At 62.3% G+C, this 24,723-nt stretch carries 25 protein-coding genes and 1 pseudogene; 22 read left to right on the forward strand and 4 right to left on the reverse strand.

Going from position 1 to position 24,723, the window contains the following annotated elements:
• Window positions 1–49: 49 nt before the first annotated feature.
• Window positions 50–295, reverse strand: a complete 246-nt coding sequence (locus ACQPW1_RS21670; RefSeq protein WP_433661372.1) for a helix-turn-helix domain-containing protein — start codon at window positions 293–295, stop codon at window positions 50–52.
• A 224-nt stretch (window positions 296–519) separates the two neighbouring features.
• Here ACQPW1_RS21670 and ACQPW1_RS21675 point away from each other — a divergent pair, with 224 nt between their 5' ends.
• From ACQPW1_RS21675 to ACQPW1_RS21735, 13 genes are all read left to right on the forward strand, one after another.
• Window positions 520–996: a DUF3558 family protein gene (locus ACQPW1_RS21675; RefSeq protein ID WP_433661371.1), complete on the forward strand. Its 477-nt coding sequence runs from the start codon at window positions 520–522 to the stop codon at window positions 994–996.
• Window positions 997–1,131: 135 nt separating this feature from the next.
• On the forward strand, window positions 1,132–1,515 hold the full coding sequence (locus ACQPW1_RS21680; RefSeq protein WP_433661370.1) for a hypothetical protein: 384 nt from the start codon (window positions 1,132–1,134) through the stop codon (window positions 1,513–1,515).
• Window positions 1,512–2,192 (forward strand): DUF3558 domain-containing protein, encoded by a 681-nt coding sequence (locus tag ACQPW1_RS21685; protein ID WP_433661369.1) that lies wholly within the window; start codon window positions 1,512–1,514, stop codon window positions 2,190–2,192. Before ACQPW1_RS21680 ends, ACQPW1_RS21685 begins: the two co-directional genes overlap by 4 nt.
• 14 nt (window positions 2,193–2,206) lie before the next feature.
• A complete protein-coding gene (locus ACQPW1_RS21690) occupies window positions 2,207–3,562 on the forward strand; it encodes a hypothetical protein (RefSeq protein WP_433661368.1) in 1,356 nt (451 codons plus the stop codon).
• Window positions 3,562–4,278: an ESX secretion-associated protein EspG gene (locus ACQPW1_RS21695; RefSeq protein WP_433661367.1), complete on the forward strand. Its 717-nt coding sequence runs from the start codon at window positions 3,562–3,564 to the stop codon at window positions 4,276–4,278. The genes ACQPW1_RS21690 and ACQPW1_RS21695 overlap by 1 nt, the downstream gene beginning before the upstream one ends.
• 154 nt (window positions 4,279–4,432) lie before the next feature.
• Window positions 4,433–4,720, forward strand: a complete 288-nt coding sequence (locus ACQPW1_RS21700) for a hypothetical protein (RefSeq protein ID WP_433661366.1) — start codon at window positions 4,433–4,435, stop codon at window positions 4,718–4,720.
• Window positions 4,717–7,245 carry a hypothetical protein gene (locus ACQPW1_RS21705; RefSeq protein ID WP_433661365.1) on the forward strand — a complete coding sequence of 843 codons (2,529 nt, stop codon included), beginning with the start codon at window positions 4,717–4,719 and terminating at the stop codon, window positions 7,243–7,245. Before ACQPW1_RS21700 ends, ACQPW1_RS21705 begins: the two co-directional genes overlap by 4 nt.
• Before the next feature lies 1 nt (window position 7,246).
• On the forward strand, window positions 7,247–7,777 hold the full coding sequence (locus ACQPW1_RS21710) for a DUF3558 family protein (protein WP_433661364.1): 531 nt from the start codon (window positions 7,247–7,249) through the stop codon (window positions 7,775–7,777).
• A gap of 13 nt (window positions 7,778–7,790) precedes the next feature.
• Window positions 7,791–8,324 carry a YbaB/EbfC family nucleoid-associated protein gene (locus ACQPW1_RS21715; RefSeq protein WP_433661363.1) on the forward strand — a complete coding sequence of 178 codons (534 nt, stop codon included), beginning with the start codon at window positions 7,791–7,793 and terminating at the stop codon, window positions 8,322–8,324.
• A 2,041-nt stretch (window positions 8,325–10,365) separates the two neighbouring features.
• Entirely contained in the window at window positions 10,366–12,321 is a 1,956-nt protein-coding gene (locus tag ACQPW1_RS21720) for a DciA family protein (RefSeq protein WP_433661362.1), read from the forward strand.
• A gap of 22 nt (window positions 12,322–12,343) precedes the next feature.
• Window positions 12,344–12,748 (forward strand): hypothetical protein, encoded by a 405-nt coding sequence (locus ACQPW1_RS21725; RefSeq protein WP_433661361.1) that lies wholly within the window; start codon window positions 12,344–12,346, stop codon window positions 12,746–12,748.
• A 201-nt stretch (window positions 12,749–12,949) separates the two neighbouring features.
• Complete coding sequence (locus ACQPW1_RS21730) at window positions 12,950–13,231, forward strand: hypothetical protein (protein ID WP_433661360.1); 282 nt, start codon at window positions 12,950–12,952, stop codon at window positions 13,229–13,231.
• A 437-nt stretch (window positions 13,232–13,668) separates the two neighbouring features.
• On the forward strand, window positions 13,669–14,466 hold the full coding sequence (locus tag ACQPW1_RS21735; protein WP_433661359.1) for a restriction endonuclease: 798 nt from the start codon (window positions 13,669–13,671) through the stop codon (window positions 14,464–14,466).
• Between the two features lie 145 nt (window positions 14,467–14,611).
• Here the strand turns inward: ACQPW1_RS21735 and ACQPW1_RS21740 are convergent, their stop codons facing one another.
• The gene (locus ACQPW1_RS21740) at window positions 14,612–14,866 is read right to left on the reverse strand and encodes a helix-turn-helix domain-containing protein (RefSeq protein ID WP_433664519.1); all 255 of its coding nucleotides are present in this window, start codon (window positions 14,864–14,866) and stop codon (window positions 14,612–14,614) included.
• Window positions 14,867–15,101: 235 nt separating this feature from the next.
• Here ACQPW1_RS21740 and ACQPW1_RS21745 point away from each other — a divergent pair, with 235 nt between their 5' ends.
• Entirely contained in the window at window positions 15,102–15,998 is an 897-nt protein-coding gene (locus ACQPW1_RS21745; protein ID WP_433661357.1) for a hypothetical protein, read from the forward strand.
• Window positions 15,999–16,168: 170 nt separating this feature from the next.
• Here ACQPW1_RS21745 and ACQPW1_RS21750 read toward each other — a convergent pair whose 3' ends face one another.
• Both ACQPW1_RS21750 and ACQPW1_RS21755 read right to left on the reverse strand, forming a co-directional pair.
• The gene (locus ACQPW1_RS21750; protein ID WP_433661356.1) at window positions 16,169–16,510 is read right to left on the reverse strand and encodes a DUF6247 family protein; all 342 of its coding nucleotides are present in this window, start codon (window positions 16,508–16,510) and stop codon (window positions 16,169–16,171) included.
• Window positions 16,511–16,619: 109 nt separating this feature from the next.
• Window positions 16,620–17,141, reverse strand: a complete 522-nt coding sequence (locus ACQPW1_RS21755) for an NUDIX hydrolase (RefSeq protein ID WP_433661355.1) — start codon at window positions 17,139–17,141, stop codon at window positions 16,620–16,622.
• Between the two features lie 430 nt (window positions 17,142–17,571).
• Between ACQPW1_RS21755 and ACQPW1_RS21760 the strand changes: the two genes are divergently transcribed.
• From ACQPW1_RS21760 to ACQPW1_RS21795, 8 genes and pseudogenes are all read left to right on the forward strand, one after another.
• Window positions 17,572–17,808 carry a hypothetical protein gene (locus tag ACQPW1_RS21760; protein WP_433664520.1) on the forward strand — a complete coding sequence of 79 codons (237 nt, stop codon included), beginning with the start codon at window positions 17,572–17,574 and terminating at the stop codon, window positions 17,806–17,808.
• A 1,206-nt stretch (window positions 17,809–19,014) separates the two neighbouring features.
• Window positions 19,015–19,830, forward strand: coding sequence for a hypothetical protein (locus tag ACQPW1_RS21765; RefSeq protein WP_433664521.1), 816 nt, complete (start codon window positions 19,015–19,017; stop codon window positions 19,828–19,830).
• On the forward strand, window positions 19,784–20,113 hold the full coding sequence (locus ACQPW1_RS21770) for a hypothetical protein (protein ID WP_433664522.1): 330 nt from the start codon (window positions 19,784–19,786) through the stop codon (window positions 20,111–20,113). Before ACQPW1_RS21765 ends, ACQPW1_RS21770 begins: the two co-directional genes overlap by 47 nt.
• Window positions 20,113–20,916, forward strand: coding sequence for a lytic transglycosylase domain-containing protein (locus ACQPW1_RS21775; protein WP_433665300.1), 804 nt, complete (start codon window positions 20,113–20,115; stop codon window positions 20,914–20,916). Before ACQPW1_RS21770 ends, ACQPW1_RS21775 begins: the two co-directional genes overlap by 1 nt.
• A 436-nt stretch (window positions 20,917–21,352) precedes the next feature.
• Complete coding sequence (locus tag ACQPW1_RS21780; RefSeq protein WP_433664523.1) at window positions 21,353–21,664, forward strand: hypothetical protein; 312 nt, start codon at window positions 21,353–21,355, stop codon at window positions 21,662–21,664.
• Between the two features lie 319 nt (window positions 21,665–21,983).
• A pseudogene (locus ACQPW1_RS21785) lies at window positions 21,984–22,226 on the forward strand (transposase); the annotation flags it as partial.
• On the forward strand, window positions 22,118–23,206 hold the full coding sequence (locus tag ACQPW1_RS21790) for an IS3 family transposase (protein WP_433653973.1): 1,089 nt from the start codon (window positions 22,118–22,120) through the stop codon (window positions 23,204–23,206). The pseudogene ACQPW1_RS21785 and the gene ACQPW1_RS21790, both read left to right, overlap by 109 nt.
• A 369-nt stretch (window positions 23,207–23,575) precedes the next feature.
• Complete coding sequence (locus ACQPW1_RS21795) at window positions 23,576–24,448, forward strand: SGNH/GDSL hydrolase family protein (RefSeq protein WP_433664524.1); 873 nt, start codon at window positions 23,576–23,578, stop codon at window positions 24,446–24,448.
• Window positions 24,449–24,723: the final 275 nt, after the last annotated feature.

Below are 24,723 nucleotides of genomic sequence, written 5' to 3' on the forward strand. Positions count from 1 at the left end.
CGCCGCGTCCGTACTCTCCGGGCGGCAGCGTGAAGTCGTCAATCAGAAGTCAGCCGCGGCCAGTTGTTGCGGTCGGTGACAGGTGCTTCTCGGCGTCGGCCAGGAGTACCGACGGCGTAGTGGACAATGCCTCGGCGAGATCCCACAGCCGATCGATCTGGACGCTGCTGGTTCCCAACTCGATGCGAGCAAGAGCGGGTTGCGATACACCGGAGACCTTGGCCAGATCATCTCGCGTCATCCCGGCCAACTCACGGGCGCGACGAATAGCACCGCCGACAGCGTCCCGCCTCATCTTGCGCACCCTCCTCTGCTGTGGAGACAGCGAGGCTTCTGGCACCGGCATGGCCGCATCATCGCACGCCTGACCTGACCGATCTCGTGAGCTCGCTGCACAGCACGACGTATGTACGGTAGCGCGAATGTATCGCATGCGATACAAAGGGCATGTAGGAACCATTATTTCTACCTAAAGTTCCGCAGAGCCGCTGGCCTAGCTGGCGGTACAGGAGGCGCGGCATGCAGGACAAAGCGGAAACCATCGCAGCCGTCGTAGGCGCGGGCAGTGCACCCTTGGATGACTTGTGGGATCCCTGCCTGATCGGCGAGGAAGTCTGGCGGCAGATCGGCGTCGATCCGGGCACACTCAGCTCCGACATCGGCGGTATCGACCGGATCGAAGGGTTCAGACGATGCGGCGGTCACGACCAGCCGCGGACTTACTCGGTCGACGTGTGGTCGCAGGTCTACACAGTCGACGACTTCACCCGCAAGGAAGCGGGAACCGAGTTTCTACCTGTCACGATCGCGGACCGCAACGGCCTGCGATACCGCCCGGGGTCCGACAGAACCGGCGACCAGTGCAACCTGACCTTCCCCTCGATTTTGGGCTCGTTCAGCATCGTGGTGCTGCGATTGGACCCACGAAGCCGTGTCGCTCCACACGACCGCGCGATCGAGGTCGCGAACGTCGTGGTCCCGTTGCTGCTCCGCTGAGCACGAGAGACAAGTACAAGGTCAAGCCAGGCGGAAGGTCAGTACCCAATGCCGGCACACGCGCACTGATACGCTTTTCGGACCGAAGCCGGGTTAGTAATGCCCGGCTGTCGAGACCGGAGGGGATGTACGGTCATGGCGCTACCGGACAAGGGGCAGAAGAACGCCCAAGCGGCCTACGACGCGGCCACCGCTGGCACGTTCGAGATGCCAGCAGAAGGCGCTACCCGCCTCGCGGCCTCCTGCGACAAGCTGGCGGCAGGGTTGCAAGACGAGATCATGGCCGCCTCGCTTCTCAACAACGTGACGGGTTTCCCCGATCTCCCCTCAGGGCATGCGCTAGCCAAGGGGTTCAGCGCCAAAGGGCGCGAGTACATCGAAACGTTGACCGCATTCCAGGAAACGGTCCTGCGCTACAAAGCGGCCTACCTGGTAGCCGGGAAGCAACTCGAACAAGCCGACGCCGCGAACCGAGCAGCGATCAAAGTCGCAGCCAGCCAACTCGAGGATCCCGCATGACAGTCGCAAAAGCGTTGCAAACCAAGAGTTTTCGCCGCTTCTCGACTGCCTCGCTTCTGGTCTTGAGCGTGTTGACAGCAGCCGGATGCACTTCGTCAGGGGACGGCAACCCAGTGTCGAGCTCCCCCGCCATGACAGCCTCGGGATCTGGCTCGACCGCGGCGAGCACAGCCGGTCGGCCACCGTTCCCGACGTTGACCGCGCCCGAGCTGCAGCCGCCGAAGCAGCAGAACCAGAACCGCCCAGACGTTGCTTTCGACCCCTGTACCTGGATCGACGACGAGACAATCAGCCATCTCGGATACGACTCGCGCTCACGCAAACGCTCGACCGACATCCACGCCGAGTACACATTCCGGGGCTGCGAGTTCAAGTCCGCAGACAAGGCGTACAGCTTGGGCATCCTGTCGGGCAACCGAACCCTGGATGAGGGGCGTGCGAAGTTCACCGCAGACGGCGCACAGATCGAGGACACGACAATCGATGGTCACGCTGCGCTGATCGCGCGACCGAAGGCACCCGCCACCGGTTGCGATGTTCTGCTGCAGACCAAGGTGGGTTACATCGACTTCAACCGTGTCATCGCCGCGTATCTCATCGACGGACCAACACCTGAAAGATGTTCGGGGATGGTCGATTTGGTGCGCGGGATTATTCCGCGTGTCGGGGACAGCTGAATCGGGAGGGCGTCGTGGGCAGACGGACGAGCAAAGAGATCGCTGACGACATTCGCGAGCAGCAGAGCCAGCTTGCTCACGTGAGCGGATTCGGGGCCGCAGGGGTCGACCCGGCTTATGTTCCCGATCGCGAATCGTTCGACAGCTACATACACCAGCAGATCTGGGATCTGGTGCACGAGAAGCTGGATCCGGGTGCGATGGGACAGATCGCGAGTGAATGGAGCTACCGGGCCGACAAGCTGCACGAACTGTTCGACGCATTCTCCCGCGAGGTGAAGAGCGAGTTCGCTTCCTGGTCAGGCGCATTCGCCTCGACCGCCCAGCAGTCGACCGCCGCGTTCGTGAGCGCAGGAGCCGAACAGCACGACACAGCCCGGACGGTTCAGCGCCTGATTGCCCTCAATTCCAGCGCCGCGCAGACGGTCAAATCCGCGATCCCGCCGCCGCCTCCGCCATATCAGGAGGACCCCGACCCGGTGAAGGAGTCCGCGGACGGAGCGGCCCGGCGCACGGCCTACAACGTCGCGGCAGCCGAAGCCCAAGCAAGCGCGCAGGACACGATGAACTTCGTGTACAACCCGACCATGCCTGCCTCCGGTGACAGTGTTCCCCGGTTCGTTCCGCTGCCCCCTGGCCCTGGCGCGCCGAGCCCTGGTGATGTCAATCAGCAGCCGAGTGAGAGCCCCGGCGGAGTCGACGGTGGCAACAGTGCCGGAGACCCCACCAAAAACAGCAAAAATAGTGAACCCGGAGACGGGAATGGCGAGACCGGAGACGGCAAGCCAGCCGAGCAGCCGCCTGGAGAAAATCCGCAACCAAACAACGCCACGACGCCTGCGCAGACGACGACATCGTCACTGAATGACCCTGCCGCAACGAACGCAACGAAGCCGTCGTCAACCCCGAACACACCGACGGTCCCCGCAGGCGTCAACCCTGTGGACAAAACGCAGGCATCACCTTCGCCCACAGTGCCTTCCGTCCCCGGATCGCCCGGCTCCCGAGTACCGAGTACCCCTCGGGTCACCAGCGGCGCCCCCGGATCGCCCGGCAATCGCCCAGGCGGCCCAGGGATCTCGATACCTGGACAACCACAGTCACCTGCGGGAACCAACCCAGCCGTCCCCGCTGGTGTCCGCTCAACAACGGGCAGTTCGACCGCGCCGATGAGCGGGATGCCGGGGGCAAGCCGTGGACAAGGTTCAGATTCTGACCGCAGCAAGGGCAGCCCTGACTATTTGCGGCGTACGCACGAGGAGCTCGTCCAGGTCGATCCGACGATGCCCGCGGTCATCGGTTGGGACGCAACCGACGACGAGCCACCCCCAAGTGGGAAGTCCGATAACAGGACACGAGGAGATGGCTAGTGCGGTGGGTGTTCACCCCGGACGAATTCAGTCATGTCTGGGCGACCGAGACCAGGCACGATCGCCGTCCATACCCGATCAATCTCGCACCCAGGGGCACGGTAGGCACTGAAAGCGCAAGGGCGGCATTGCAACTCGCCGAGCGGTTCCCGCTCAACGGTGACCCGGACCTGACCGGCACATTGACGTTCCTCGCCCGTACCGATGTCACGACGATCGCGGTGTTCGGCGACCGCTACCTCGGCGGACAGCGACTGCCTGACCCGATCCTGGCGCTGGGAGCCGCCTTCTCTGACTGGGGCGCGGCCATCCTTGCCACGACCGACACGGTCACGGTGGTGTCCTGCCACGCCCGCAACGTCGCCAAACACCTGATTACCGCGATCGGCTCGGCGCCTGCGGGCAGGCTCGACGCCCTGCGAGAAGCTCGGCGGTCGGTGTTGTTCACCGATGCAAGCCAATGGCAAGAGACCGAGGACAGTCGCCGCGCCAAACGGTTTCGGCACGTCTTGCGCCGACCGATCGACGCTCGCGGCTACTTCACTATCACTGTCGCCCCAGAGGATCCGATGTCACCGCCGCCGCGGCACCGCACCTGGCTGGACTTCACCAGCGACGGCCGTTACTTGCTCACTATCGGTCATGACATGACACTCACCCCCGTCGGCGACAGCGAGCTCGCCCAGCACCTCGCCCAGCTCGCCGAAATCCGCTAATCACCAGCTCAGTCCATACTGAATCGGCCCAGCTCAGCTGCCTATTTCACTCTCAAATCTTGGCAGCATCCACACCCGGCATCGTCCAGTAATCCTGTGATAGCGTCGGCCCCAGACTGATATCTGCGAGGGAGAGGTACGTCTGTTGGGGGAAATGCTGCAGGCCGATCTCGATGCGCTACGACAGTTGGCGCAGGACTTGTCGGGCAAGGCCGATGCCATCGCGCACATACCGATGCCCGGTCTTACGCAGGTAGTGATGCCCGACAGTGGTCTCGGCGAAGTGGCCACCGATGTGGCCCAAAAGTTCACTGCCACCTTTGGGCGACAAGCCGACAGCCTTCGAGCGATGTCCGATGCCGCCGCTACCAGCGCCACCGACTACGAGACCGTCGAACAAGCGTTTACCGACCAGCTGAACAAGCTGCGGGCAGAGCTATGACGATCCAAATTCCAACCCTCGGCCAGGTCTACAATTGGCAGCCCGAGACCCTGACTCAGGCCGGCAACGACCTGGAAGCCGCCGGGAAGAACTTCTCGGATCGGATGGCCGAAGCTCAACGCGCAGTGGACAATACGGCACTCCGCTGGCAAGGCAACGCGGCCTCCGCGGCCTCAGCGCGTGCTCTGACCGAATTCCTCGCTGCGTCCAGGGCCTTCCGTGCCGCCGATGCCGTCGCCCAGTCGTTCATCTCCGCTGGATCGACGATTGCCGGGTACAAGGCCGCACTGGTCAAGATCCATGGCGAAGCTTCCAGCGCCGGTATGTCGGTGTGGCCCGACGGCGGTGTGACGGCACCGGATTTCCCGAACGCCAAGACCGACCCAACGGCTGCGATGATGCAGGGCAACCTCAATCGCGCGGCCGCCGATTTTCAGACCCGCCTCAAAGAGCAGCTGGCCAATGCCGGCTCAGCGATCGCAGCGGCGAAAGCCACTATCGCGGCAGGCCTCGACGACCTCGCCGCGCACGGCGGCCCCGGCGGGGGCAAGGACAGCGGTGGTACACCACTGAGCGGGCCGGCAGGAGCGGCCCTGGGCAAGAAGATCCATGACGCTGTTGCCTCCGGCCAGCCGATCCCGCCAGAGCTACTGACCGAACTCGGCGAGGACATGAAAGCCTCCGGCGTGCCCCCCGAACAGCTCGCCGCCTACCTCCAAGGCAACGGCGCCACCATCCCCGCGGCGACGCAAGAGTTCACCCAGCAGTTCTTCAACAATGCCGGTGCCGACGGCTTCATCGCCGCCAGCGAACAGCTCAAAGCCCAAGGCCCGGCTGGACAGACCAGCGCGGCGGCCATGAGCAATGCGCTGCTGATGCTCTCCGACGAGAAGGTCGGCACCGGCCGCGACAGGAACGGCAAACCGACCTCGCCAGGTAGCTACGACCGGCTGCCCACCGATATCAAGCAACTGATCTCCACCCGGGTCGGCACCCAAGGGCCCGACGCCAACACCCAGCAATACCCCGACATGGGACAGCGTCCCGAGAACGCGAACATGAACGCGTTCCTCACCAAACAGAACAAATTGCTCGACGCACTCGGCATGTCCGACCAGGGCATCGAACCGGGTACCAAAACCTCGACCGAGTTGTATCGCCAGGGTTCGCACCTGTCCTGGCAGCAGACCCACAACAACCAGCTGAATCCGGATTCTGGCTACCCGCTCGATGATTCGATCAGCAAGTCCGTCGAGATCGCCGCCCGCAACCACGAAGGAACCACCGCCATCCTCACCGGCCAAGGCGGCCCGGAGATCCTTGGCTCCGGCTACCACGCCGACACCGACGTGATGCCGCTACTGCAACGGCATTGGCCCGACGGACCCAACGGACCAGCGATCAACTCGATGCTCGACTGGATCCACCAAGACGCACAAGTCACCGTCGCGCCCGGCGATCCGCACTACCAATCGCAGCTCACCAACGCCGAGCTTGCCGGCAGATCCGCGCACGGTTTGTCACAGATCCTGTCCACCACACACTCCTCCGACGGCACCAACAACTTCAACGTCCTGTCCACTGGTGAGAACTCCGCCGACCTCAAGATGCCCCACGGCGCGCAAATGACCCCAGGCGTGGCCCAACACGTCGCCGGGGCACTCGCACCCTACGTCGGCAACATGGCAGGTGCGGCGGAAAACCTCACCGGCACACACGGATTCGGCACATTGAACCCAGTCGAATCGACGCGCATCTTTACCTTACTCGACGGCGATCCGAAGGCTGCGGCAATCATCAACGGGGCCGCCATAGCCCAAGCGCACAACTTCGATCGCGCGTTCGCCCTCGGGCAAGGAGGACCGGAACTGGCCCTCGAGTCAGGTCGCTTACGCGGGCTCGTCGAAGGCGGTATCGCCGCCGAGAGTGGACTGCACGGCTATGACGATCAATCGGCAAGTGCCCACCGCAAAGAGCAGCTCGGCGCCGGATTCATGACCGCCAAGGAGTACATCAACCTGGGAGTCAAGGCCCTGCCCTATGAGAAGTACGTGTGGTCCCCGATGGCGAACTCCATCGAGGCCTTCCTCAAAGACCCCACGGTAGGCGCAATCAACGACAAACCCTCCACTCCCTACCCAGCCATCAGCTACGACAACTTCGACCTCACCGAACAGCAAACCGATGTACGCGCTGACGCCGGCCGCCGATACACGATGCTGCAATCACTCGTCGACGCAGGCCGCGTCGACCCCAACGCGCTGCCCGGCAACTTCACCGACCACGGCGCTCTCAAACCCTTCGAAGATCTCAAAAGCGGTGATCTTGCTTCGGTCCCCAAGATTCTCGAGGGGGCCGGCCTGAACAGGGACGACTCCAATCAGTACGTCATCGACGCCCGATCAGGGGACAACGAGATCAATCAGATCGTCTTCGGCGGCAACATGACCACCGCTGACCAACAGTTATTCGTCTCCGTACTGCGAGGCGACAAGGTGCCCGCCCACGTCAACCAGTGGAAGTGAGATGGCGACCATCAGCTGCTCAGTCCACTCGAAATCCAAAGCCATCACCGCCCTCACCGCAGCCTTAGCCGCGACTACTGTCCTCATCACGGCATGCGACGGGGACCACAGACCAGCAGAGGCGCCGCCATGGGATCCCTGCTCCGCGTTTCCTGACACCACGTTGCGCGACGCTGGAGTGAATCCAGAACGGAAGTCGCAAGGACAGTTCCCCGGGGAAAGTTGCACGTGGCTCAGCCAGGCCAATCCCGACTTTTCTCTCGGTATCCGTTACGCCAGCGGTGACGGCGCCGCGGAATGGAAGAAGGGAAAGGACCGGGATTTGGCGCCGATCACCGTCGGCACCCATCGCGGCGACCTGGACCATCGAACCGGTGAGAATCGAAAGTTCGTGTGTCTCATGAGGCTTGATACCGTCGGCGGATATGTCACCTTCGAGTTCAATGACATGAATGCCGAACGACCAGACCCGTGCACTGATCTGACACGCATAGCGACCGTGCTGGAACCGCACATCCCGCCCGCCAACTGACGGAAGGCTGATCATGTCGAGTCCCCACGACGAGGTCGGTATCAAGATCCTGCGAGCGCAGCAGGCATTGGCTCAGATCCGAGGGTCGGCCCGGACCGGTGGCGTATCAATCGAGGTCGATTCGAAAGGCCACCTGCAGGCAATATCGATCGACGCCCAAGCCATCGCAGGTGGCCCGAACGGACTGTGCAACCTGATCTTGCACGCATACCAGCAGGCAGTTCAGGATGCCGAACCGCGTGCCGCGACGGCGATGCAGGAACTGATGGACGATCCACAGGTCGCCCGAGTAGTGGACATGACCGTTCAGCCAGACCCCCTGACGCGCGCCACGGTGCAGCCGACGGCGGCGCAATCGGATGCGCACGAGCGACGCTGGACCACTCCCACGACAACACCGGGAATAGAGAGTCCTCATCGCGCGCCACTGTCTGCGCCAGTCACAAAGACATCAACGGGGTCAGCTACGGACCGAGACAATGACGACTGGGACGAAGAAGACGACTACTACGCGCGCAAGCGACGCCAGGGGTGGCTCGAGCCCTGACGCCTCTCCGAACACCCTGCCGGGTTGTCCACGGTTGCCGCCAGTGAGCTCTGCGAACACCACAGAGCCTGAGCAGCCCCGTTCACGCCGGATGGCTGCTACCGAGATGCCAGCGGGTCACCGCGCCGTCACCGGAAGCCTCCTCGACATGGCGCAGGGCCGCCAGGTGCCGACGCAGCTCGCGGTCCCTAGCAGATCGCTCCCCCGAAACTTCCTACGCCCCAGGGGATTCGAGTGTCAAGCATCTGCGCATGCTCTCGACACAGAGATCTCATCGGTGCCCCGTACAAGCGGGCTATAGCCACTACCTCATCCACCCGGGGAGTCTGCCGGTTCTGAGGACCGATCCTTCGAGATGTAGGTGAACCGACAATCGCACCCGAGGTGCACCGAATGCTCCCTTGATCGAACCCCCTTGTGGCTTGGTCGCTGTGTCGGGTGCAAGACCACCGGGATGGTGGTGCAGTCCGATGGCGTATGCCCAGGCCGTGACATCCGAGCACAAGCACCGAACATGACACGGTGATCGGCGGCAATCCTCGGTGGCGAGACTCCCACAGGCTCGAGCAGGCCGCCTACTCCACTCGCCACATCATCGAAGCCTCTCGGGCGTGGCGTCCACGGCCTTGACACGTTGTGTGATCAAATGGCCCCGTCGAGGGCTACCCCCGCTGTTGGAGGGGAACACCGCAGTATCGCGCGTGGAAATGTATTCAATCTACCCACAGTGAAAGGCCATCATGAAGCGTGTACGTGGGTCGTACGCTGCCATCGTCGAGCAAGAGCGTGCAGCGCGCGAGATCATGGAGCACCTGGCGAAGTTCTTCGAGGCCGCACAAGCTCTGGGGGATTCGGTCTACCCGAGCAAAGCCACCCAGACGGTGTGCCAGCGGTTGATGGCCTTGTCGCCTGCCGGGCCAGCCCCCGATTCGCCCGCCGGACAGCGGGCACCCTCACCCAAACGGCCGTCGAGTCAACAACCCAAGCGGGCCTCAGGAAGTCGCGCACCAGCCGGCACGTTGACGAAGTTGCTGCAGGGTGCGCTAGCTTCCCATCCTGGACAGGATTTGGCGGTGCGCGATCTGGCGACATGGATGATCGAACGCGGGTGGGCCGAGCCGATGCGGCCCGGACACGCCATCCACCGAGCCCTTGTCAAGCTGGCGGCCAAGGAAGGAAGCGGAGTATCGCGAGTCGGTCGAGCGTCGTGGCGATATGATCCGCAACCTACACCGACCTCGGCAGCAGCTCCGCCGACGGCAATATGGCTGGAGCCGCCGAATAGCCCCGCATACTTCGAAGCCGCAGGCGCGCGGCAGTTCGTTGGCGCGGCAGAGGTTGAGCGCGACAGGACGACCGTCGTGTTCCCATTGGTCCCCGCCACTGTGTAGCTGAGTCGCCGCCCGCCCTTGCGGTCGGTTCACGGCGCGCTGCGACGTCGGCTCAGGAAGGTGAAACCCCGCCCGATGCTTGTCGAGGGCGCGGGCGGGGTTCCGCGCGTGAATCGTCAGTATTCGAAACGACCCAGGTGTCACCGTACCTGCTCGCTCGCGTGGGCTCGGGCAGGCTCGCGGGAGTGGAGATCCACTCGGGGGATTCCGGCTGCCTTCAACCGGCAGGCCGGCGGCCCCGCTCCAGCGCGGAGCCGCCGCCGAAGACCGATCCGGCACGACAACACGGCGCCGGTGATGACCCCGCCGATCGAAGGACAAAGGACGATAGGAGTAGCACATACTCAAGCTGTTCTTAAATGGTTGCAATTCCAGAATTCAAGCATTCAGTAAAATCTGAAGGCTTGAGAAACGACATCCAGGCACGGAAATAGTTCTTTCATTTAGCTAGAATGCGTACTGCATTCTAGTCAAATGGCGTGCGCAGAGTATTTTTACAGCCATCCGGCAGATATCGGCACAAATATCCGAAGACCTTCCTGAACAGCCTCAACAGGTAGGAGTCAGCGAATTACATGCATGATTCCGACATAACACGCCGGGGTAAATATCCGTTATTTTAAGCGAACCTGAGTGTACAAATCTCAGTCATGAGTAAGAGATCGCAACGAAAGCCCGCAAACCGGCAACGGCCTGGGCGCGCCGTCGGAAAAAAGGACAACGCGACCGCGCAGCCGGTGGCACAGAAAGGCCTGAATACAACCGAACCTGTCCCATTTCCCTCACCGGCAGATACGCAGAGAGCCACCGCACAATCCGGACTGTGCTTCATCCAGCAGAGGTGGGCAGAGCTCCTCGGCCAAGACACCGCGGCGACGGCCACGCCCACGTCGTTGGTAGGCGGAGTGCTGACCGTCCAGTGCGCGACGAAGGCACGGACTGCTCATCTTCGGATCACATCAGCCCAGCTGATCGCGATGATCAACGGTGCCGCGGGTGACAAGCTCATCTCCAACATCAAGATCCTCGGCCCGGAACGGGCTGATACCAGGGCGCCGACCGGTCTCGCACCGGCCCTCGCCACGGGAAATGCGGCTGTAGCCGGACCGAAAGTTGTTGCTGGGGAACCGACACCGGAGCAGCATGCGGCCATGGCTGCCTTCGGGACCGACAAGCACCTCGCTATCCAGGCTGGCGCAGGAACCGGCAAGACAACCACGCTGCAGTTGCTGGGGGCGAGTACCCCGAGGCGGGGGCTGTACATCGCATTCAACAAGGCTGTCGCCGACGAAGCCCGTCGGCGTTTCCCACGCAATATCGACTGCCGCACAACGCATTCGCTGGCCTTCGGAGCAGTCGGACAGCGCTACCGTGACCGACTCAATGCCCCACGAACCCCGTCACGTCAAGTAGCCGTCGAGCTCGGTATACGCAACGAAGTCCGCATCGGGGAACGACTTGCAAGTGTCTCCGCCCAGTACTACGCCACGATGAGAGCGGTGGCCAAGTACTGCCACTCCGGCGACGACACGATCAACGCTCGGCACGTGCCGCGGATGCGGGGCATCGAAACCGACGAACACCACCACGCTTTCACGAATCTCATCCTGCCCTTCGCCCGGCGAGCATGGAACGATCTTCAGAACCCCACATTCGGACACGTGCGGTTCGAGCACGATCATTACCTGAAGATGTGGGCCCTCACCCTTCCGGAGCTGGACTATGAATTTCTTCTGCTCGACGAAGCACAGGATACGAACCCGTGTATCGAGCAGATCTTCATCGCCCAACGAGGCCGGGCACAGCTGATCATGGTGGGTGACTCAGCGCAGGCGATCTATGGGTGGCGCGGAGCTCGTGACGTCATGTCCGGCTTCGACGGGATGCATCTGGGCCTGACGCAGTCGTTCCGTTTCGGGGCCGCGGTAGCCGACGTCGCGAATCTGTGGCTACATGCCATCGACGCGCCGATCCGACTCACTGGCAGCGAGCAGTTGTCCACCGAGGTCGGGGTTGTCGATGAACCCGACGCGATTGTCTGCCGGACCAACGCGGGAGCGATGTGCGAAGTGATCGCGGCCCTCGATGCGGGCATCAAGGTTGCTCTGGTCGGTGGGGGTGGCACGTTGCGCTCGCTCGCCGAAGCCGCTCGCGACCTCAAAGCTGGACGGCGCGCAACCCATCATGAACTCTCGTTGTTCGAATCGTGGGGAGAGGTGCAGTACTACGCGAGCGGCGACCCCCAGGGCGGCGATCTTCTCCCGTTCGTCAAGCTCATCGACGAACACGGTGTCGAAGCGATTCTGGCCGCTATCAACAAGCTCAGCGATGAACCCAGCGCTCAATTGACGATCTCCACCGCACACAAAGCGAAGGGGCGTGAATGGAGGAAACTCCGCATCGCCAGCGACTTCAACGAGCCGGCGAAGACTGATGACGGACAGCCCGGACCCATCCATGACGACGATGCCCGCCTGGCCTACGTCGCAGTAACTCGAGCTCGTCTGCACCTCGATCTCGGCAGCCTCGCCTGGATCCACAATCATCCCGCCGGCCGACCGAACGACGAATCCGACGAATCCGACGACGACGGCGAAGCCGCGTGACAACTGAAGGGGCCGATCAGTAGTGCATTACGTGAGTGCCCACGGCTGCCACAACGGCTGGCTCGGCAAGGATGACGACAAGAAACCAATCCCCTGCGTCATCTGCCGACCACATCTGATGAAAACCGCACACATCAACGATTGCGGCCAAGCACAAGAGCCGCTGCGCCGCCACCCGATCGAAGACGTGTGGCTCAGCGCAATCACTGCCGAGTTCGCTGACGAGCCCTTGCTCGACCGGAACGAGATGCCGATCCCAGCTGGACTGAACAACACAACGCTAGTGATCTCGACCGTTTCGTTGCCCTGGGCATCGGCCATCCGCGCCCGCACCGAATCACTGATCGGGCGGATCAACTCGCGACCCGGGCTCGAGGCGATATCCACGATCATCATCACCACCGAGACAGCTGCACCGTGCACCTAGGCAACCTCCGGTAGATCAGCGTAGCCCGCGCTGGGCACTGGGGATATCGAGTTTGCAACTCGTTATACCCAGTGCCCCCGGTGCGGGCCGGCCTTGCTGGCGGTCTGCGCCGAGAGCTGGACCCATGGCTTGACTCAACTGTTCACGAGACTGGAGGGATTGACTGTGAAGGATCCATGGACCGAAGGGGAGACCGACCCCATGGAGGAGCTCGAAGCCCAGATGCGGGCGGCTTACGGACCCGACTGGCGCGACGAGTTCCTCAAGAACGTGCGCGTGGACCCCGACGCCGCGCCAATCGAGCTGCCACCAGTCGATCAGGAGATCGTGATTGTCCGGAAGATCTTCCTGAGGCTGCCCGCCAGCCTGTACAAGCGCTTCGAACAGCTCGGCCGGGCCCAAGATCTCGGCCCAAGCCAACTGGTCTCAGCCTGGGTAGCTGACCGCATCAACGATCGGCCCCTCGGTTGGGGCGCCGACTAGGCAGTGGGTGTGCGCTCGACTTCTAATGTGACCGAGAGCCCGCGGTGACGCTGTCCATGCTGATCTGATCGGACATATCTCAAGCTGTCAACGGCAGCTGAATCCTGGCTCTGGCACATATTTCGTGATCAGCTCTCCTGGCGGCCTCGGTTCGTGGATCTGCGCCGCCGGGGGCGCAGCAGCTCCCGAAGGCAGCGATCAGACCGCCCACCGCAAACGTAGGGGCAACGGTGGCCGGGCGCGCGCCGGATTTGCCGCGACAGCGTCATCCGGCTGACAGTGGCCGCCAGAAGCCGGGTCATCCGGCCACCCGCCTGAACTAGTGTGAGTCAAGCCAGGCCACGATGGGCCGGAGGCAAAGACTCGCAAGGCCCAGAGACGTTGCGCGGCAGGGGAGTACGCACGTGGAACACATAAGCTCCGCTGAGGAAGCAGAGATGAACGCAACGAGTCAAATGCGTTCGCTCGGATACCGCGATGCCCAAGTGACCGCACGCGGCGCAGACAGCGGCATCGATGTCCGCGCTACTGGGGCCGTAGCGCAGGTGAAATGGCGTACAGCTCAAGCTGGTCGACCCGACCTGCAACGGCTATTTGGCGCACGAGGTATGAGACTTGATCTGCAGATGCTCTTCTTTGCTGCCTCAGGCTACAGCGCTCACGCGGTCGATTACGCCGACGCGCACGACATAGCATTGTTCACCTACCTTCCGAACGGAACTATTACGCCGATCAACATCGTCGCCAAACATATTGCGGGGGCGCGCGATAGAGAACAGACCCCTCGGCAGCGACCTGCAACCTCAGCTGAACTGCCCGAACTGACCGAGGAGCGGCTCGCCAAACTTATTGCGAAGAATCGCAATAAAGCTCACAAGAGAGGACAGATCGCTCAGCGACGGTCTGGAGCCTCGAACGGGCACGTGCCCGTAGCGAGCGCGGCTTTGCATCAACAGCGTTCACGGGCGTCTCGAAGCAAGGCGGTCTTCGCCGACACCCGACACAGCATGCATGCGACGGCAGCCGCAAATCAAGCTATTGGTGCCACCGGGGGAACCCCTCGCCAGCCTCCAGCACGCGGACATGTCGGCCATCTTGTGCTCGCGGTTCTAAACGCTGTTTTGGCGTCCATGTTGGTAGTCCTCGGCGCGATCGGCAATAGCATAGGTTTCGCCTTCGCTCTCGTGTTTGCCGTATGCGGGTGCTGGCAGTACCGCGAGTATCTGAACTCGTAGACCTGCCGCACACAAGTAGCGGCTGGAAATCGCGGAGACCCAAGCTACCCACGCCATGAGAGCCTGCGCGCCGTTCCGTAGGCATAACCGATCACGAAATGTGTGCCAGAGCCAGTATTGACGTGCTGTCGACACAAGCAGGCGCTCAAGGCGCTGGCGGCACAGGCAGACCATCCATCAGTTGGCCTGGTGTCGTCTGCAACCCCATCGCGAACCTCATAATATTTTCGACCCGCGGGCTGCGCCGCCCGCGTTCGACCTGACCTAGATAAGTCCAGTGGACGCCGCACTCGTGTGCAGCCACTTCCTGACTCCACCCGAGCTCGGTGCGCCGGGCACGCACCCGCGCTCCGAACGCCATAGCGGTCGGATTGCGGGGTGGCTTGCCTGGGCTCGACATACGGGACCAACCACATACGTCCCGCGCATAATGATCCAGAGCGTAAACGTCCTATGCTCTTTCATCCCATGCATAAATGTCGTACTATGCTCGTCCCGACGCCACGTGCGCCCCTCACGACCGGACCGATCTGAGCAGTCCGCGCAAGCCGAGCTCGGCGAGCGTCCGTCGTGGATCGACTCGCTTCGAGTGACTGACCACATCACACGAGATCGGAGCTAGAGCGTTGTCCACAGTGATTTTGAAAGGACGCCGGGCCGGCGTCGACCAGACGGCCCAGTCTTGGCTGACCGCCACTGAGTTGGCCGGCGATACCGTCGCCGCAGCACGGTTGTCGCGAGCGATCGACCCGGCTCGCTATGGCTTCGCCAAACGTGCGCCGCTGGATCTAGCGCTGTACACCGGCGAAGCTGCCGCGGTCATCATCGAGTTGCTGGAGGCCGGGCAGGTACCGACGCCGGACGCAGTGAACGCTGCGGTGACGACCCTGCCGGGCAATAGGGTCTGTGCAGTCCGCGACGAGGAGCGGGTTGAGATCAAACAGTTCGAGGCGTTGATTCGCACCGATGTCGACTCACTCGGTGAGGCGATGTCGTCGTCCATCTCGCTGCAATGGGCCAATTACGGCGTCGGCCCGACCTGGCAGGAAGCCTGGCAATCCGACCCAGTTGTGGACTGGTGGATCCTGGCACTCGGCGAGGTGCCCGAGTATCGGCTGGCCAGGAAACCGACATTCACCATCCTCGACCGGGCCGGGTGGATCACATCGAATCGCACCCCTCGCTCCCTGTGCACCGGCCGACGGTTTTACAACCGCTTCCACGGCGACCATGTCTCGCCCGCTTCCGCAGCAACTGTGGGCCACCTCGTCGCCCGCTACATCGGAATCTATCGACGACTCCATGGGGATCAAAGCCCGAGCTGGGAGCAGATCGCCGCGTCAACCGCCGACCGGAAGGGCATCCCGTTGTTCTTCAGCGCCGCCGACGGCCGGGCGCAACAACGATGGCTAATAACCCAGGGGTGGATTCGCATACAGGATGATCAACTCCGGCGCGGTGAACGCGCCAAGGCCGAAACCAACCGCCGCACGGCCTTGCGAAAGGCTTCCGCCTCACTGCAAGCGGCCTGAAGCCTATTGGCACCGACCGCCGTACCTGCGTGTTGCTAGCGGCCATCTCCCATCAGATGGCCGCCAGCACTCGTTAGTTGTCGGATCGGCATAGGACACCAGCGCGATCGTTGAGATTGCCATCGATCCGTTCGCGGGCGCCGGAAGCGATCTCGTAGGAAGTCATCGGCCTACAAGCCGAGCTTGGCGTAGATCTCCGCTCGGTGCGTGGCCGCGGCGGTGGTATTGGCGACATCCCGACCCTGCTGGAGGTCCGTGACGTGAGCGAGCATCCGGATGTGCGCGTCGGTGCCGTGACGTCGGGTGATCTCGGCGACCTCGCGGAAGCTGTCCAACACCGCGAATACGCCCGTCAGGTCCAGTGACGAGGCTGCGGCCACCAACTCCTCGCCGTAACGGCGCTCGAAGTCGACACGTTCTGAACCGACAAGAGCATTACGAATCTCGCGGAGTGCGGACGGCACCGACGGTTCGGTTAACGCCGACGAACCTGACGACTCGCGGAGTTCCACGTCAACACCATAGCCCCATCGCTGCTTACTGAGGTTTCGTGGCGTCTCACGACCATCTGCCGATAGCCGTCACTGAACTCTATGACAGGCCACTGAACTCTTCACCGTCCTAACCGGGCAGATTGTTCTCTTCGATGACGTTCCACAGCAACACCTTTGGTGGAACAGATTCAGTGATCTCGGCCAGTTCTGTCCAGCCATCGAGGGAGAACTGGCGTCCTTGGGCGATTTGGAGAAGGGCCGCAGCGCTATAGGGGACGGTTGCTGCGGGCGGATCAGCTGGCTCGACCCAAAGGAGACCAGCACATTTATGCGGCTCGCGATTGGTCGGTTCGCCGTCCCAAGTATCGACGAGGAAGAAAAAGCCGACGCGGCCCACCTGTTCCGGGCTTCGATGGTGCACTACATGGACGAAGGTCAGATCAGCTGGCGTGATGACAACACCGACCTCCTCATGCGCCTCTCGGATTGCTCCGGCCATCACCGACTCACCTTCCTCAAGGTGACCGCTGGGCGGGCAGAGCTGCCCGTCGGCATATCCGGTGTTGGCGCGCTCCATCAACAGGACACGGCCATCAGCTCGGCGCAGGAGAACGTAGACGTCGACGAAGCTGCGATAGCGCTCAACCACGATCGACTCCCAGCCGCTCAGGCGCGGCCCAACCGGGCTCGCGCCACCCCACAGACAGACGACCAACGAAGCCGACAAACATCATTCCGACACCCGACTTGCCAAATGAACTGCGGGTAGGGCCCACATCTCATTATCCACGGAACTCGTCGAACGTGCTGAGGGCGGCATCGAACGACGGCGTGGCAGAGAAGCTGTGTTCACCGAGTACGGGCTCGCAGCAGCGAGCGCACAACTGAGCTCCATCAGACCGGTCACCCACCAGTGGCGCGGGAGGGCTCAGTCATGAGCCGGGTGGGGGTCGGCGCAGGGCAGGCATCCGACGTTGGAATGTGTTCATGGAGTGGCTGTGTCAGGACAACTGGTTGGGTCGCCAACCGGCCCAACCTTGGTGTTGAGACGTGCGGAGAAGTTACTGAAGGTAACTACCATGGTGGGCTATCTCACTTTTTGGGTGACGATCCGACCGATGGACGCGTTTATTGCGACTGTCGCGCAGGGTTTGCTGTACCACCTGATGGGATGCCGCCCCGGATGGCTGATGATCGCGCGGATTTCTAAAATGCTTGTGCCGCAATGGATTAACTGGACAGGGCGGAGCGGTGTGGCTCGACGTTATGGCGTATTCACGTTAGGGGAGGCTGAGCGGAAGCTGGGAGAAGCCTGAGCGCGCGATCATCTTGGTTCGGTTGGCGTCTAGGCAAGGCCTACTCATCGGATGGTGTGCTGCGTGGATGCTGCGGCAGATGGTTCGTCAGATGTGAAGGTGTGCAGCCGATTTGGTTGAGAGTGGGGATCTGCTGGGTAAACGGTCCGGGCGACTGGGCACGCTGGCTCGGCCTCATAGGGCCAGTGTCTGGGTGTCGATGGGGCCGCAGTCGAATCATTAGCGTCGTGCCACGTGCGTGAGACCTTCCGCATGGAAGGGGTGTGCACCAATGTTGTTCAGAGCCAAGGGTATCCCGATGGATCGGCGTCAGCGGTGTCCTTACCGCAAAGGCGAAGGCATCGAAAGACGTTGTGCCAAAGTGATGTAACGCCTCGGTTGCTCATGTGACGCGTTCGAATAATCGGCTTGCGTACTCGGGATACAGTGACGGTTAAGCGATTTCAATTGAGCACACCAATGGTCACGAGCCGTGTACCGGTTGGGCAACTTGAATCTAGTTGGGCAGCTAGCTGTTTCGAGTGATCGGCGTGATGGGGTCGGTGGTGTGGATGACTCAAATCTATTGCTCTGGAACGAAGTTGAAGAATAGACTGTTGAATAGTTGCTGACGCTATGCGCTGCCTAGATTTGTGTGAGCTGTTCTACAACGCAGGTGGATCGTGCACAACTGGTTCCGTCTTGAAGTGTTTGTCGCGTTGCTACGCTTTCGCCCGATTTGGGGATGGTCCATCAAGGGAATGGGCTCAGGTGTTGTGGAGTGTGATGAGGTTTCGTCGTCAGGGCGACGCGTTGGTGCGTTGGTTGCCTGCTAGTTGGTATCGGTTGAAAGTGGTTTCGTGGTCGGCGCGGGTTCGTCGACGACCGGGTCTTCCGGTTCGCTCAACACTGGGTCGCAGGAGGGTGGGGGCGGGAGCGATGGGTCGTCGGGCTCTTCGAATGGGCGGTTCTTGGGCCGTGTTCTGCGCGGTGTGGTGACCGGTTCCTGAGATCCGCTGTCGTCATCGCGGGTGGCTGTGCCGGGGTCTGACCGGCATGGCCGCTCCTGATTCGTGGAACCGTGCGGGCAGCGCGGTTCCACGGATCACACATCACATCGGATGTCCGTCACTCGTAGTACGTGCCTGTGTGGGCCGTCGACGAGCCCATCCTGCATGCCAATGAAGCTGTGGGGCGGCTCGTCTCTGAGAAAGAAAGCAACACCTGGTGAGACCACCCGACAACAACGAACCTGACTACGACGATCCCGAGGCGACCAAAGTCATCGCCATCCCCGTTGGTGCTTTAGACGGTGAGCGCGTTTCGGATGAGACGAATGCCGTTGAAACTGCCGGTGACTCGGTCGACGATGTGTCGGACCATGATGTCTCCGATGGTGGTGAGGCTCTTGATGAGGAGTCGGTGTCGCCGCTGCTGCGGCGATGGCGGCGGGTCATCGAATACGCCAGCGCGGGTGATGTTCGTCGGCATCTGCCCTACGCCGTGGCCGCGGCCGTCGCGATCATCGCTGTGATCACGGTCTTGATCGTGACAGGGACCGGACCGAAAAAGTCTGACGCGGTGACTGATGCCGCGTCGTCGGGGACGCAGAGCTTCGCTGACATCACTCAACTGTTGCAGGGCGGTCTGGCCAGCACGACGACACCGCTCGAGACAAGTTTCCCGACGACCGTTTCCGAGACACCGGGTGATGTGCCCCCTCCGGGTGATATTCCGAATGTGGAACCCGAGGGCAGTGATCAGTCGATCACTCCGGCCACAGTGACGGTGACCGACTCGGCCTCGATCGAGAACGTCAGCGGAGACCCGGTGACGACGGAGACCAGCGTTATGACCGAAACCGTTGCGCCGTCCACGATTACGGAGACACCGACAGCGGCGCGGGGTCCCGGCCTCTCGATCGACGGCAGCATTTCGGTACAAGCCTCCCGGCAGCCTCCTACCCCGGGTGGTGGCCCGTCGACGGTGACTGTGGTTGTCCCGGCTGGTACGACGCCACCGCAACCGTCACCGTCACCGTGATCGTCACGGCGACGACAGCACCCCCACAGCCGAGGCCGTCGACGGCGAAGCCGACCGGGTGCCCGACGGCAACAACACCGCCCAAGACGACGACGCCGTCACCGACAACGATCACCCGGGCGCCGGCGACGACAAGTCCGCAACGCACGACTACACCGGCACCGACGTCGAAGAAGCCGACTACCACCACCACCGCCACGACCACGGCTCGTCCGTGCAGGTAGGTGACAGACGTAGATGTTCGGCGCTGGACAAGATGGTGGCGGTGAGTTTCGAAAGATGATGAACAGCAGATACATACCGAGCGCGGGTGGTCGGCGGGGAATCGTGCCACGTCTTATGTTGCTGGTGTCGGTAGTCGCGGTGGCTGCCGTTGTCGCGGGGTGCGGTGGTGGATCTGATCGTGAGGTCGGTGCCGCGCCGCCTGGTGCCGGTGAGCCGTTACCGGCGATCCAGCTCGTCGCGGCCGGTCGCCACGCCGCGCCCCTGCAGGAGTGGGCGCGCAGTCGGGGCGGTAAGTACGGGATTCCGGTGCGTGCGTTGCAGGCTTACGGGTATGCGGCGGTGGTGCTGGCCAAAACTCAACCCGGTTGCCATCTGGGGTGGACCACTTTGGCTGGTATCGCCCGGGTGGAAAGCGATCACGGCCGTCATCGCGGTGCGAAGATCGCTGTTGACGGCCTGGTGAAACCTCCGATCCGGGGTGTCGCCCTGGATGGCACCAACGGCAACGCCCGCATCATCGATCCCGATGCCTCGACGTGGGCTGGGCATACGGTGTATGCGGTAGCGGCGGGTCCGTTCCAGTTCATTCCCGACACGTGGAAACGGTGGGGTGTGCGCGCTGACACCGACTACACAACCCTGGCCAGCACCGTCGAGAAAGCCAAACCCGCGGTATCTACCGACCAGCTCGGCAGCCCGGACAACATCGACGACGCGGCTCTGGCGGCCGGGCGTTACCTGTGTGCCTCCGGTGGTGACCTGGCCACCGCTCGGGGCTGGCGAAACGCCATCTTCGCCTACAACCATTCCGATACTTATGTGAGGCAAATACGAGCGACCGCCACCAGCTACACCGCATAACGCTTAAAGGGCTCATCGCACGCCAGTGAATACTGATGGCGACTCCGTTATTAGGGGTGTGGACGCTCGGAGGTAATTCGGCCTATCGCCGTGGATCGTCGTATCGCATTCGTGAGTGTTGGTTGCATTCCGTGTGGTGGAAGTGTGAGCTGTGCTGCTGCGGGGCTCAAGAATTTCAGTAGGCGCACATATGTAGAAATTGACCCTTTCCCTGATCGTGGGGTACGGGTAGTTTGGTGTGCCCGGCTTTCATTGGGTAGGGTTCGATGATTCTATTTCTCGAGGTCTATGCATTTGGGCAGTGTTGTCGCTTCGGGTTGTCAGTCTCTAGAAGATATGTTAAAAATCATCGACACAGCTTGTGTTGACTCGGTCGCGACCCTTTCGGTGGGGACCGATGGGGGTGGCGTTAAAAATTCTGATGAGGAGAAATTCGATGAAGAAGTTGCGTGCGGTCGGTGCCGCGGTGGTTGTGGCATCGGGTTTGATGCTGGCTGCGGCGGGTGCGGCGTCGGCCGAGGAGACCACTCCGGTGGCACCTGTCGCGAGCACGGGTTCGGCAAGCACGCTGGGTGGTCTGATCGAGGTGCTGGGTGCTGGGAGCAGTGACTCTGGTTCCTCGGTCAGTGGTGGGGTCAAGGTCGGCAACGGCAACGTTGCCGGTACTGCGCTGTCCACCGGTAGCGCGGGCACCGGTAGCGCTGCCCTGTGCGCGACCAACCCGACTACCAACGGCTGCCCGAAGTAACACGTGCTCCGTCGTGATCGGTGAGTCGCCGAGTTCGCTTCTCGCAGAGGCTGTTCGGGACGGTTCTAACGTCGATGACCAGGTGATGGGGTGTCGACTCGTTAGTGAATGGCAGGCCAGTCATTGACGAGCGCAGATATATGAATGGGTGACGGCGAGGCGATGCGCGTTGTCTTGTGGCGTCGCATTCATTCGCCAGTTGACTCGGATTGATCGGGTCAGTGAAGTGACGCTCGGCTGCAGGGTGTGGTCTGAGGCTCCCCCCAAGCAGTGGACACCGATTTAGCGGGATCGCGGTCCTGCTGGAAGGATGTCCAGTATGTCATCGTCTCGGAAGCGCCGGTCGTTCACGGCCGAGTACCGGGTCGAGGCCGCGCATCGGGTGATCGATTCCGGTCGCACGATCGCCGCGGTGGCTGGCGAGTTGGGTTTGCATGAAAGCCTTCTCGCTAAATGGGTCCAAGACGAACGCCGCCGGATAGCGGCGGCCGAGGTACACGGCGAGCAGCCGTTGAGCCCGGCCGAGCGGGCAGAGTTGCTCCGGTTACGCAAGCAGGTCAGCGAGCTGGAGAAAGACGTCAGTTTCCTAAAAAAAGCGAGCGCGTACTTCGCGGCGATGCAGCAGAACCGGCCCGGTTCGAGCTGATGGCAGCGCAGTGCGCCGCCACCGAAATCAACGGCAGCACAGCCGATATCACGCGCATGGCGCGGTTGTTGAGTGTATCGACCTCAGGGTTCTACGCGTACCTGAAGCGGAAGACGGCCCCTGTGTTGACCGATCGGCAGCAGCGGCGCGCCGACTTGACGGTGAAGATCCTTGCCGTCCATAAAGACTCCGATGGGACCTACGGGGCTCCGCGGATCACCGCCGAGCTGCGCGATCGCGGTGATCGGGTGTCGGAGAAGACGGTCGCGGCGATCATGGCCGAGATCGGGCTGGCCGGGATCAGCCCGCGCACCTTCAAGGTGCGGACCACGATCGTGGACCCGACCGCGTCGTTCCCGGACGACCTGGTGCAACGTCTTTTCGACCAGGGCCGTGTAGACGCAGTCTGGGTTTCCGACATCACCTATCTGACTTGCGGTGAAGGCGATATGTACCTGTGCGCGATCAAGGACGAGCATTCCAAGAAGGTGCTCGGCTGGACCGTGGCCGATCACATGCGGACCGAGATGGTCACCGACGCCGTGGACCGGGCGGTAGCGGCGCGTGGCGGGTCGTGTGCGGGCACGGTTCTGCATTCGGACCGAGGTAGCCAGTACACCGCCAACGACATGGCTGCCGCCTGCGATCGGCACGGTCTGCGCCGATCCATGGGATCGACCGGAATATGCTGGGACAATGCCGGCGCGGAAAGCCTGTGGTCGACATTCAAACACGAATACTACTATCGACACACCTTCGCCACCAAAGCGGAACTCGTTGCAGCAGTTGACAAATGGATGAATTTCTACAACAGTAGAAGACGCCACTCCACGATCGGGATGCTCAGCCCCGACAATTATGAGCGGTCACTCCTCGCGGCCACTTCGGCCGCATAACCCCCCGTCCACCATTTGGGGGGAACCTCAGTCGAGCGGGTTGATGAATTCTCCGGCCGAGAAATAAGAATGAGAAGCTCGGTTGGTTAGCGGGCTCTCGTTACACGGTGTGGTGTCACCGACCTTGCGTAGCCCCGGGATCCAGGCTCGCCGGAGGCCGGGCACCGATCACTGCCGGGTGTGGTGGTGTTCGCGGCGAGATCGCCTGTCTGGCAACCGAATTACTGCGCGGGCGTCGTTGGGTCGCTCAGCAATGCGATAGGTCGTTTGGGGCGAACCGGGGCTCAGTGTGAGCGTTGGTTCCGATAGCGAGCGCGGGGAGTATCGCAGCGTTCAAATCATTACTAGTTGGAAGTGGAATCTCAAGAAATGATGAAGTTGAGTGTTTCGGGGTCCCTGGCCGTAGTTCTGGTCGCTGCTGCGGTCGCGGCGGTGCTGTCGCCCGCGCCCGCCGCTGGCGCTGCCAGCGACACTTATGTGGCCCTGGGCGATTCGTACACGGCGGGCCCGAACGTCGCGCCGGTGGATCGGGTGGCTCCGTTGGGTTGTGCCAGATCGGCGGTGAACTATCCGCACCTGGTCGCGTCCACGCTCGGGCTGCAACTCGAGGACCGCAGTTGTACCGGTGCCAAGACCGGGAATGTCACCACCACCGCGCAGTTCCCGGATCAGCCTCCGCAGATCACCGCCCTGACCGGCACGACCAAGGTGGTGACACTGGGCATCGGTGGTAACGACAACAACACCTTCCGCGACGTGGTTGCCGCCTGTATCGCCACTGACAGCCTGACTCCCACCGGCACTCCGTGCAAGGACACCTACGGCTCGACCTTCGTCGACCAGATCCACGCCGACGCACCGGTCATCGGTGCGGCTATCGCCAAAATCCATCAGATCGCCCCTGCCGCTAAGGTTTTCGTCGTCGGATACCCCGACATCCTGCCCCGCAACGGTGGCTGCTATCCGCAGGTCCCCATCACCGACGGCGATGCCGCCTACATCGATGGCATCGAAACTGAACTCAACACCGTGTTGGGTGACCAATCGCGACTCAACAACGCCGTGTTCGTCGACACCTACACCGCCAGCCTCGGCCACGATGCCTGCCAACCTGTAGGTACCCGCTGGGTCGAACCGGTGGTGCCGGGCTCGAAGGCGGCTACCCTGCACCCCAACGCCGTCGGCATGCAGGCCGATGCTGTCGCGGTGACCGCCGCGATACGCAACGCCAGAACCGGATAGCCCGCGATCACGCTACGTTCGGCGGCTGCGGCCAGCGATGACATGCAGCGCGTCCGCGCCTTTGCGGCCACTGGGTCAGCTTCGCAGCCATGAGCTGGTGGATCGCATCCGTCAACGGCGGCGATCTGCCAGCCATGCACTCCTTTCGTCTGCGGCTTGCGCCGCGACGTCGATGCCGTCACCGCGGGCTCAACGCTGCCCTGGAGCAGTGGACCGGTCGGAGAACATGTCAACCGCTTCAAGGTGATCAAGCGCCACGTACCAGGTCGAAACCT

Origin of the sequence: Nocardia sp. CA-128927 (assembly GCF_050955855.1) — a bacterium.
GTDB lineage: Bacteria > Actinomycetota > Actinomycetes > Mycobacteriales > Mycobacteriaceae > Nocardia.

Coding starts and splice junctions, on each gene's coding strand:
- ACQPW1_RS21740 (WP_433664519.1), bottom strand. CDS start 14,866: ATGTCGAGCCCAGGCAAGCCACCCCGCAATCCGACCGCTATGGCGTTC.
- ACQPW1_RS21795 (WP_433664524.1), top strand. CDS start 23,576: ATGATGAAGTTGAGTGTTTCGGGGTCCCTGGCCGTAGTTCTGGTCGCT.
- ACQPW1_RS21710 (WP_433661364.1), top strand. CDS start 7,247: ATGGCGACCATCAGCTGCTCAGTCCACTCGAAATCCAAAGCCATCACC.
- ACQPW1_RS21705 (WP_433661365.1), top strand. CDS start 4,717: ATGACGATCCAAATTCCAACCCTCGGCCAGGTCTACAATTGGCAGCCC.
- ACQPW1_RS21735 (WP_433661359.1), top strand. CDS start 13,669: ATGAACGCAACGAGTCAAATGCGTTCGCTCGGATACCGCGATGCCCAA.
- ACQPW1_RS21780 (WP_433664523.1), top strand. CDS start 21,353: ATGAAGAAGTTGCGTGCGGTCGGTGCCGCGGTGGTTGTGGCATCGGGT.
- ACQPW1_RS21760 (WP_433664520.1), top strand. CDS start 17,572: ATGGTGGGCTATCTCACTTTTTGGGTGACGATCCGACCGATGGACGCG.
- ACQPW1_RS21680 (WP_433661370.1), top strand. CDS start 1,132: ATGGCGCTACCGGACAAGGGGCAGAAGAACGCCCAAGCGGCCTACGAC.
- ACQPW1_RS21720 (WP_433661362.1), top strand. CDS start 10,366: ATGAGTAAGAGATCGCAACGAAAGCCCGCAAACCGGCAACGGCCTGGG.
- ACQPW1_RS21790 (WP_433653973.1), top strand. CDS start 22,118: ATGGGTCCAAGACGAACGCCGCCGGATAGCGGCGGCCGAGGTACACGG.
- ACQPW1_RS21715 (WP_433661363.1), top strand. CDS start 7,791: ATGTCGAGTCCCCACGACGAGGTCGGTATCAAGATCCTGCGAGCGCAG.
- ACQPW1_RS21730 (WP_433661360.1), top strand. CDS start 12,950: ATGGAGGAGCTCGAAGCCCAGATGCGGGCGGCTTACGGACCCGACTGG.
- ACQPW1_RS21670 (WP_433661372.1), bottom strand. CDS start 295: ATGAGGCGGGACGCTGTCGGCGGTGCTATTCGTCGCGCCCGTGAGTTG.
- ACQPW1_RS21685 (WP_433661369.1), top strand. CDS start 1,512: ATGACAGTCGCAAAAGCGTTGCAAACCAAGAGTTTTCGCCGCTTCTCG.
- ACQPW1_RS21700 (WP_433661366.1), top strand. CDS start 4,433: ATGCTGCAGGCCGATCTCGATGCGCTACGACAGTTGGCGCAGGACTTG.
- ACQPW1_RS21775 (WP_433665300.1), top strand. CDS start 20,113: ATGAACAGCAGATACATACCGAGCGCGGGTGGTCGGCGGGGAATCGTG.
- ACQPW1_RS21675 (WP_433661371.1), top strand. CDS start 520: ATGCAGGACAAAGCGGAAACCATCGCAGCCGTCGTAGGCGCGGGCAGT.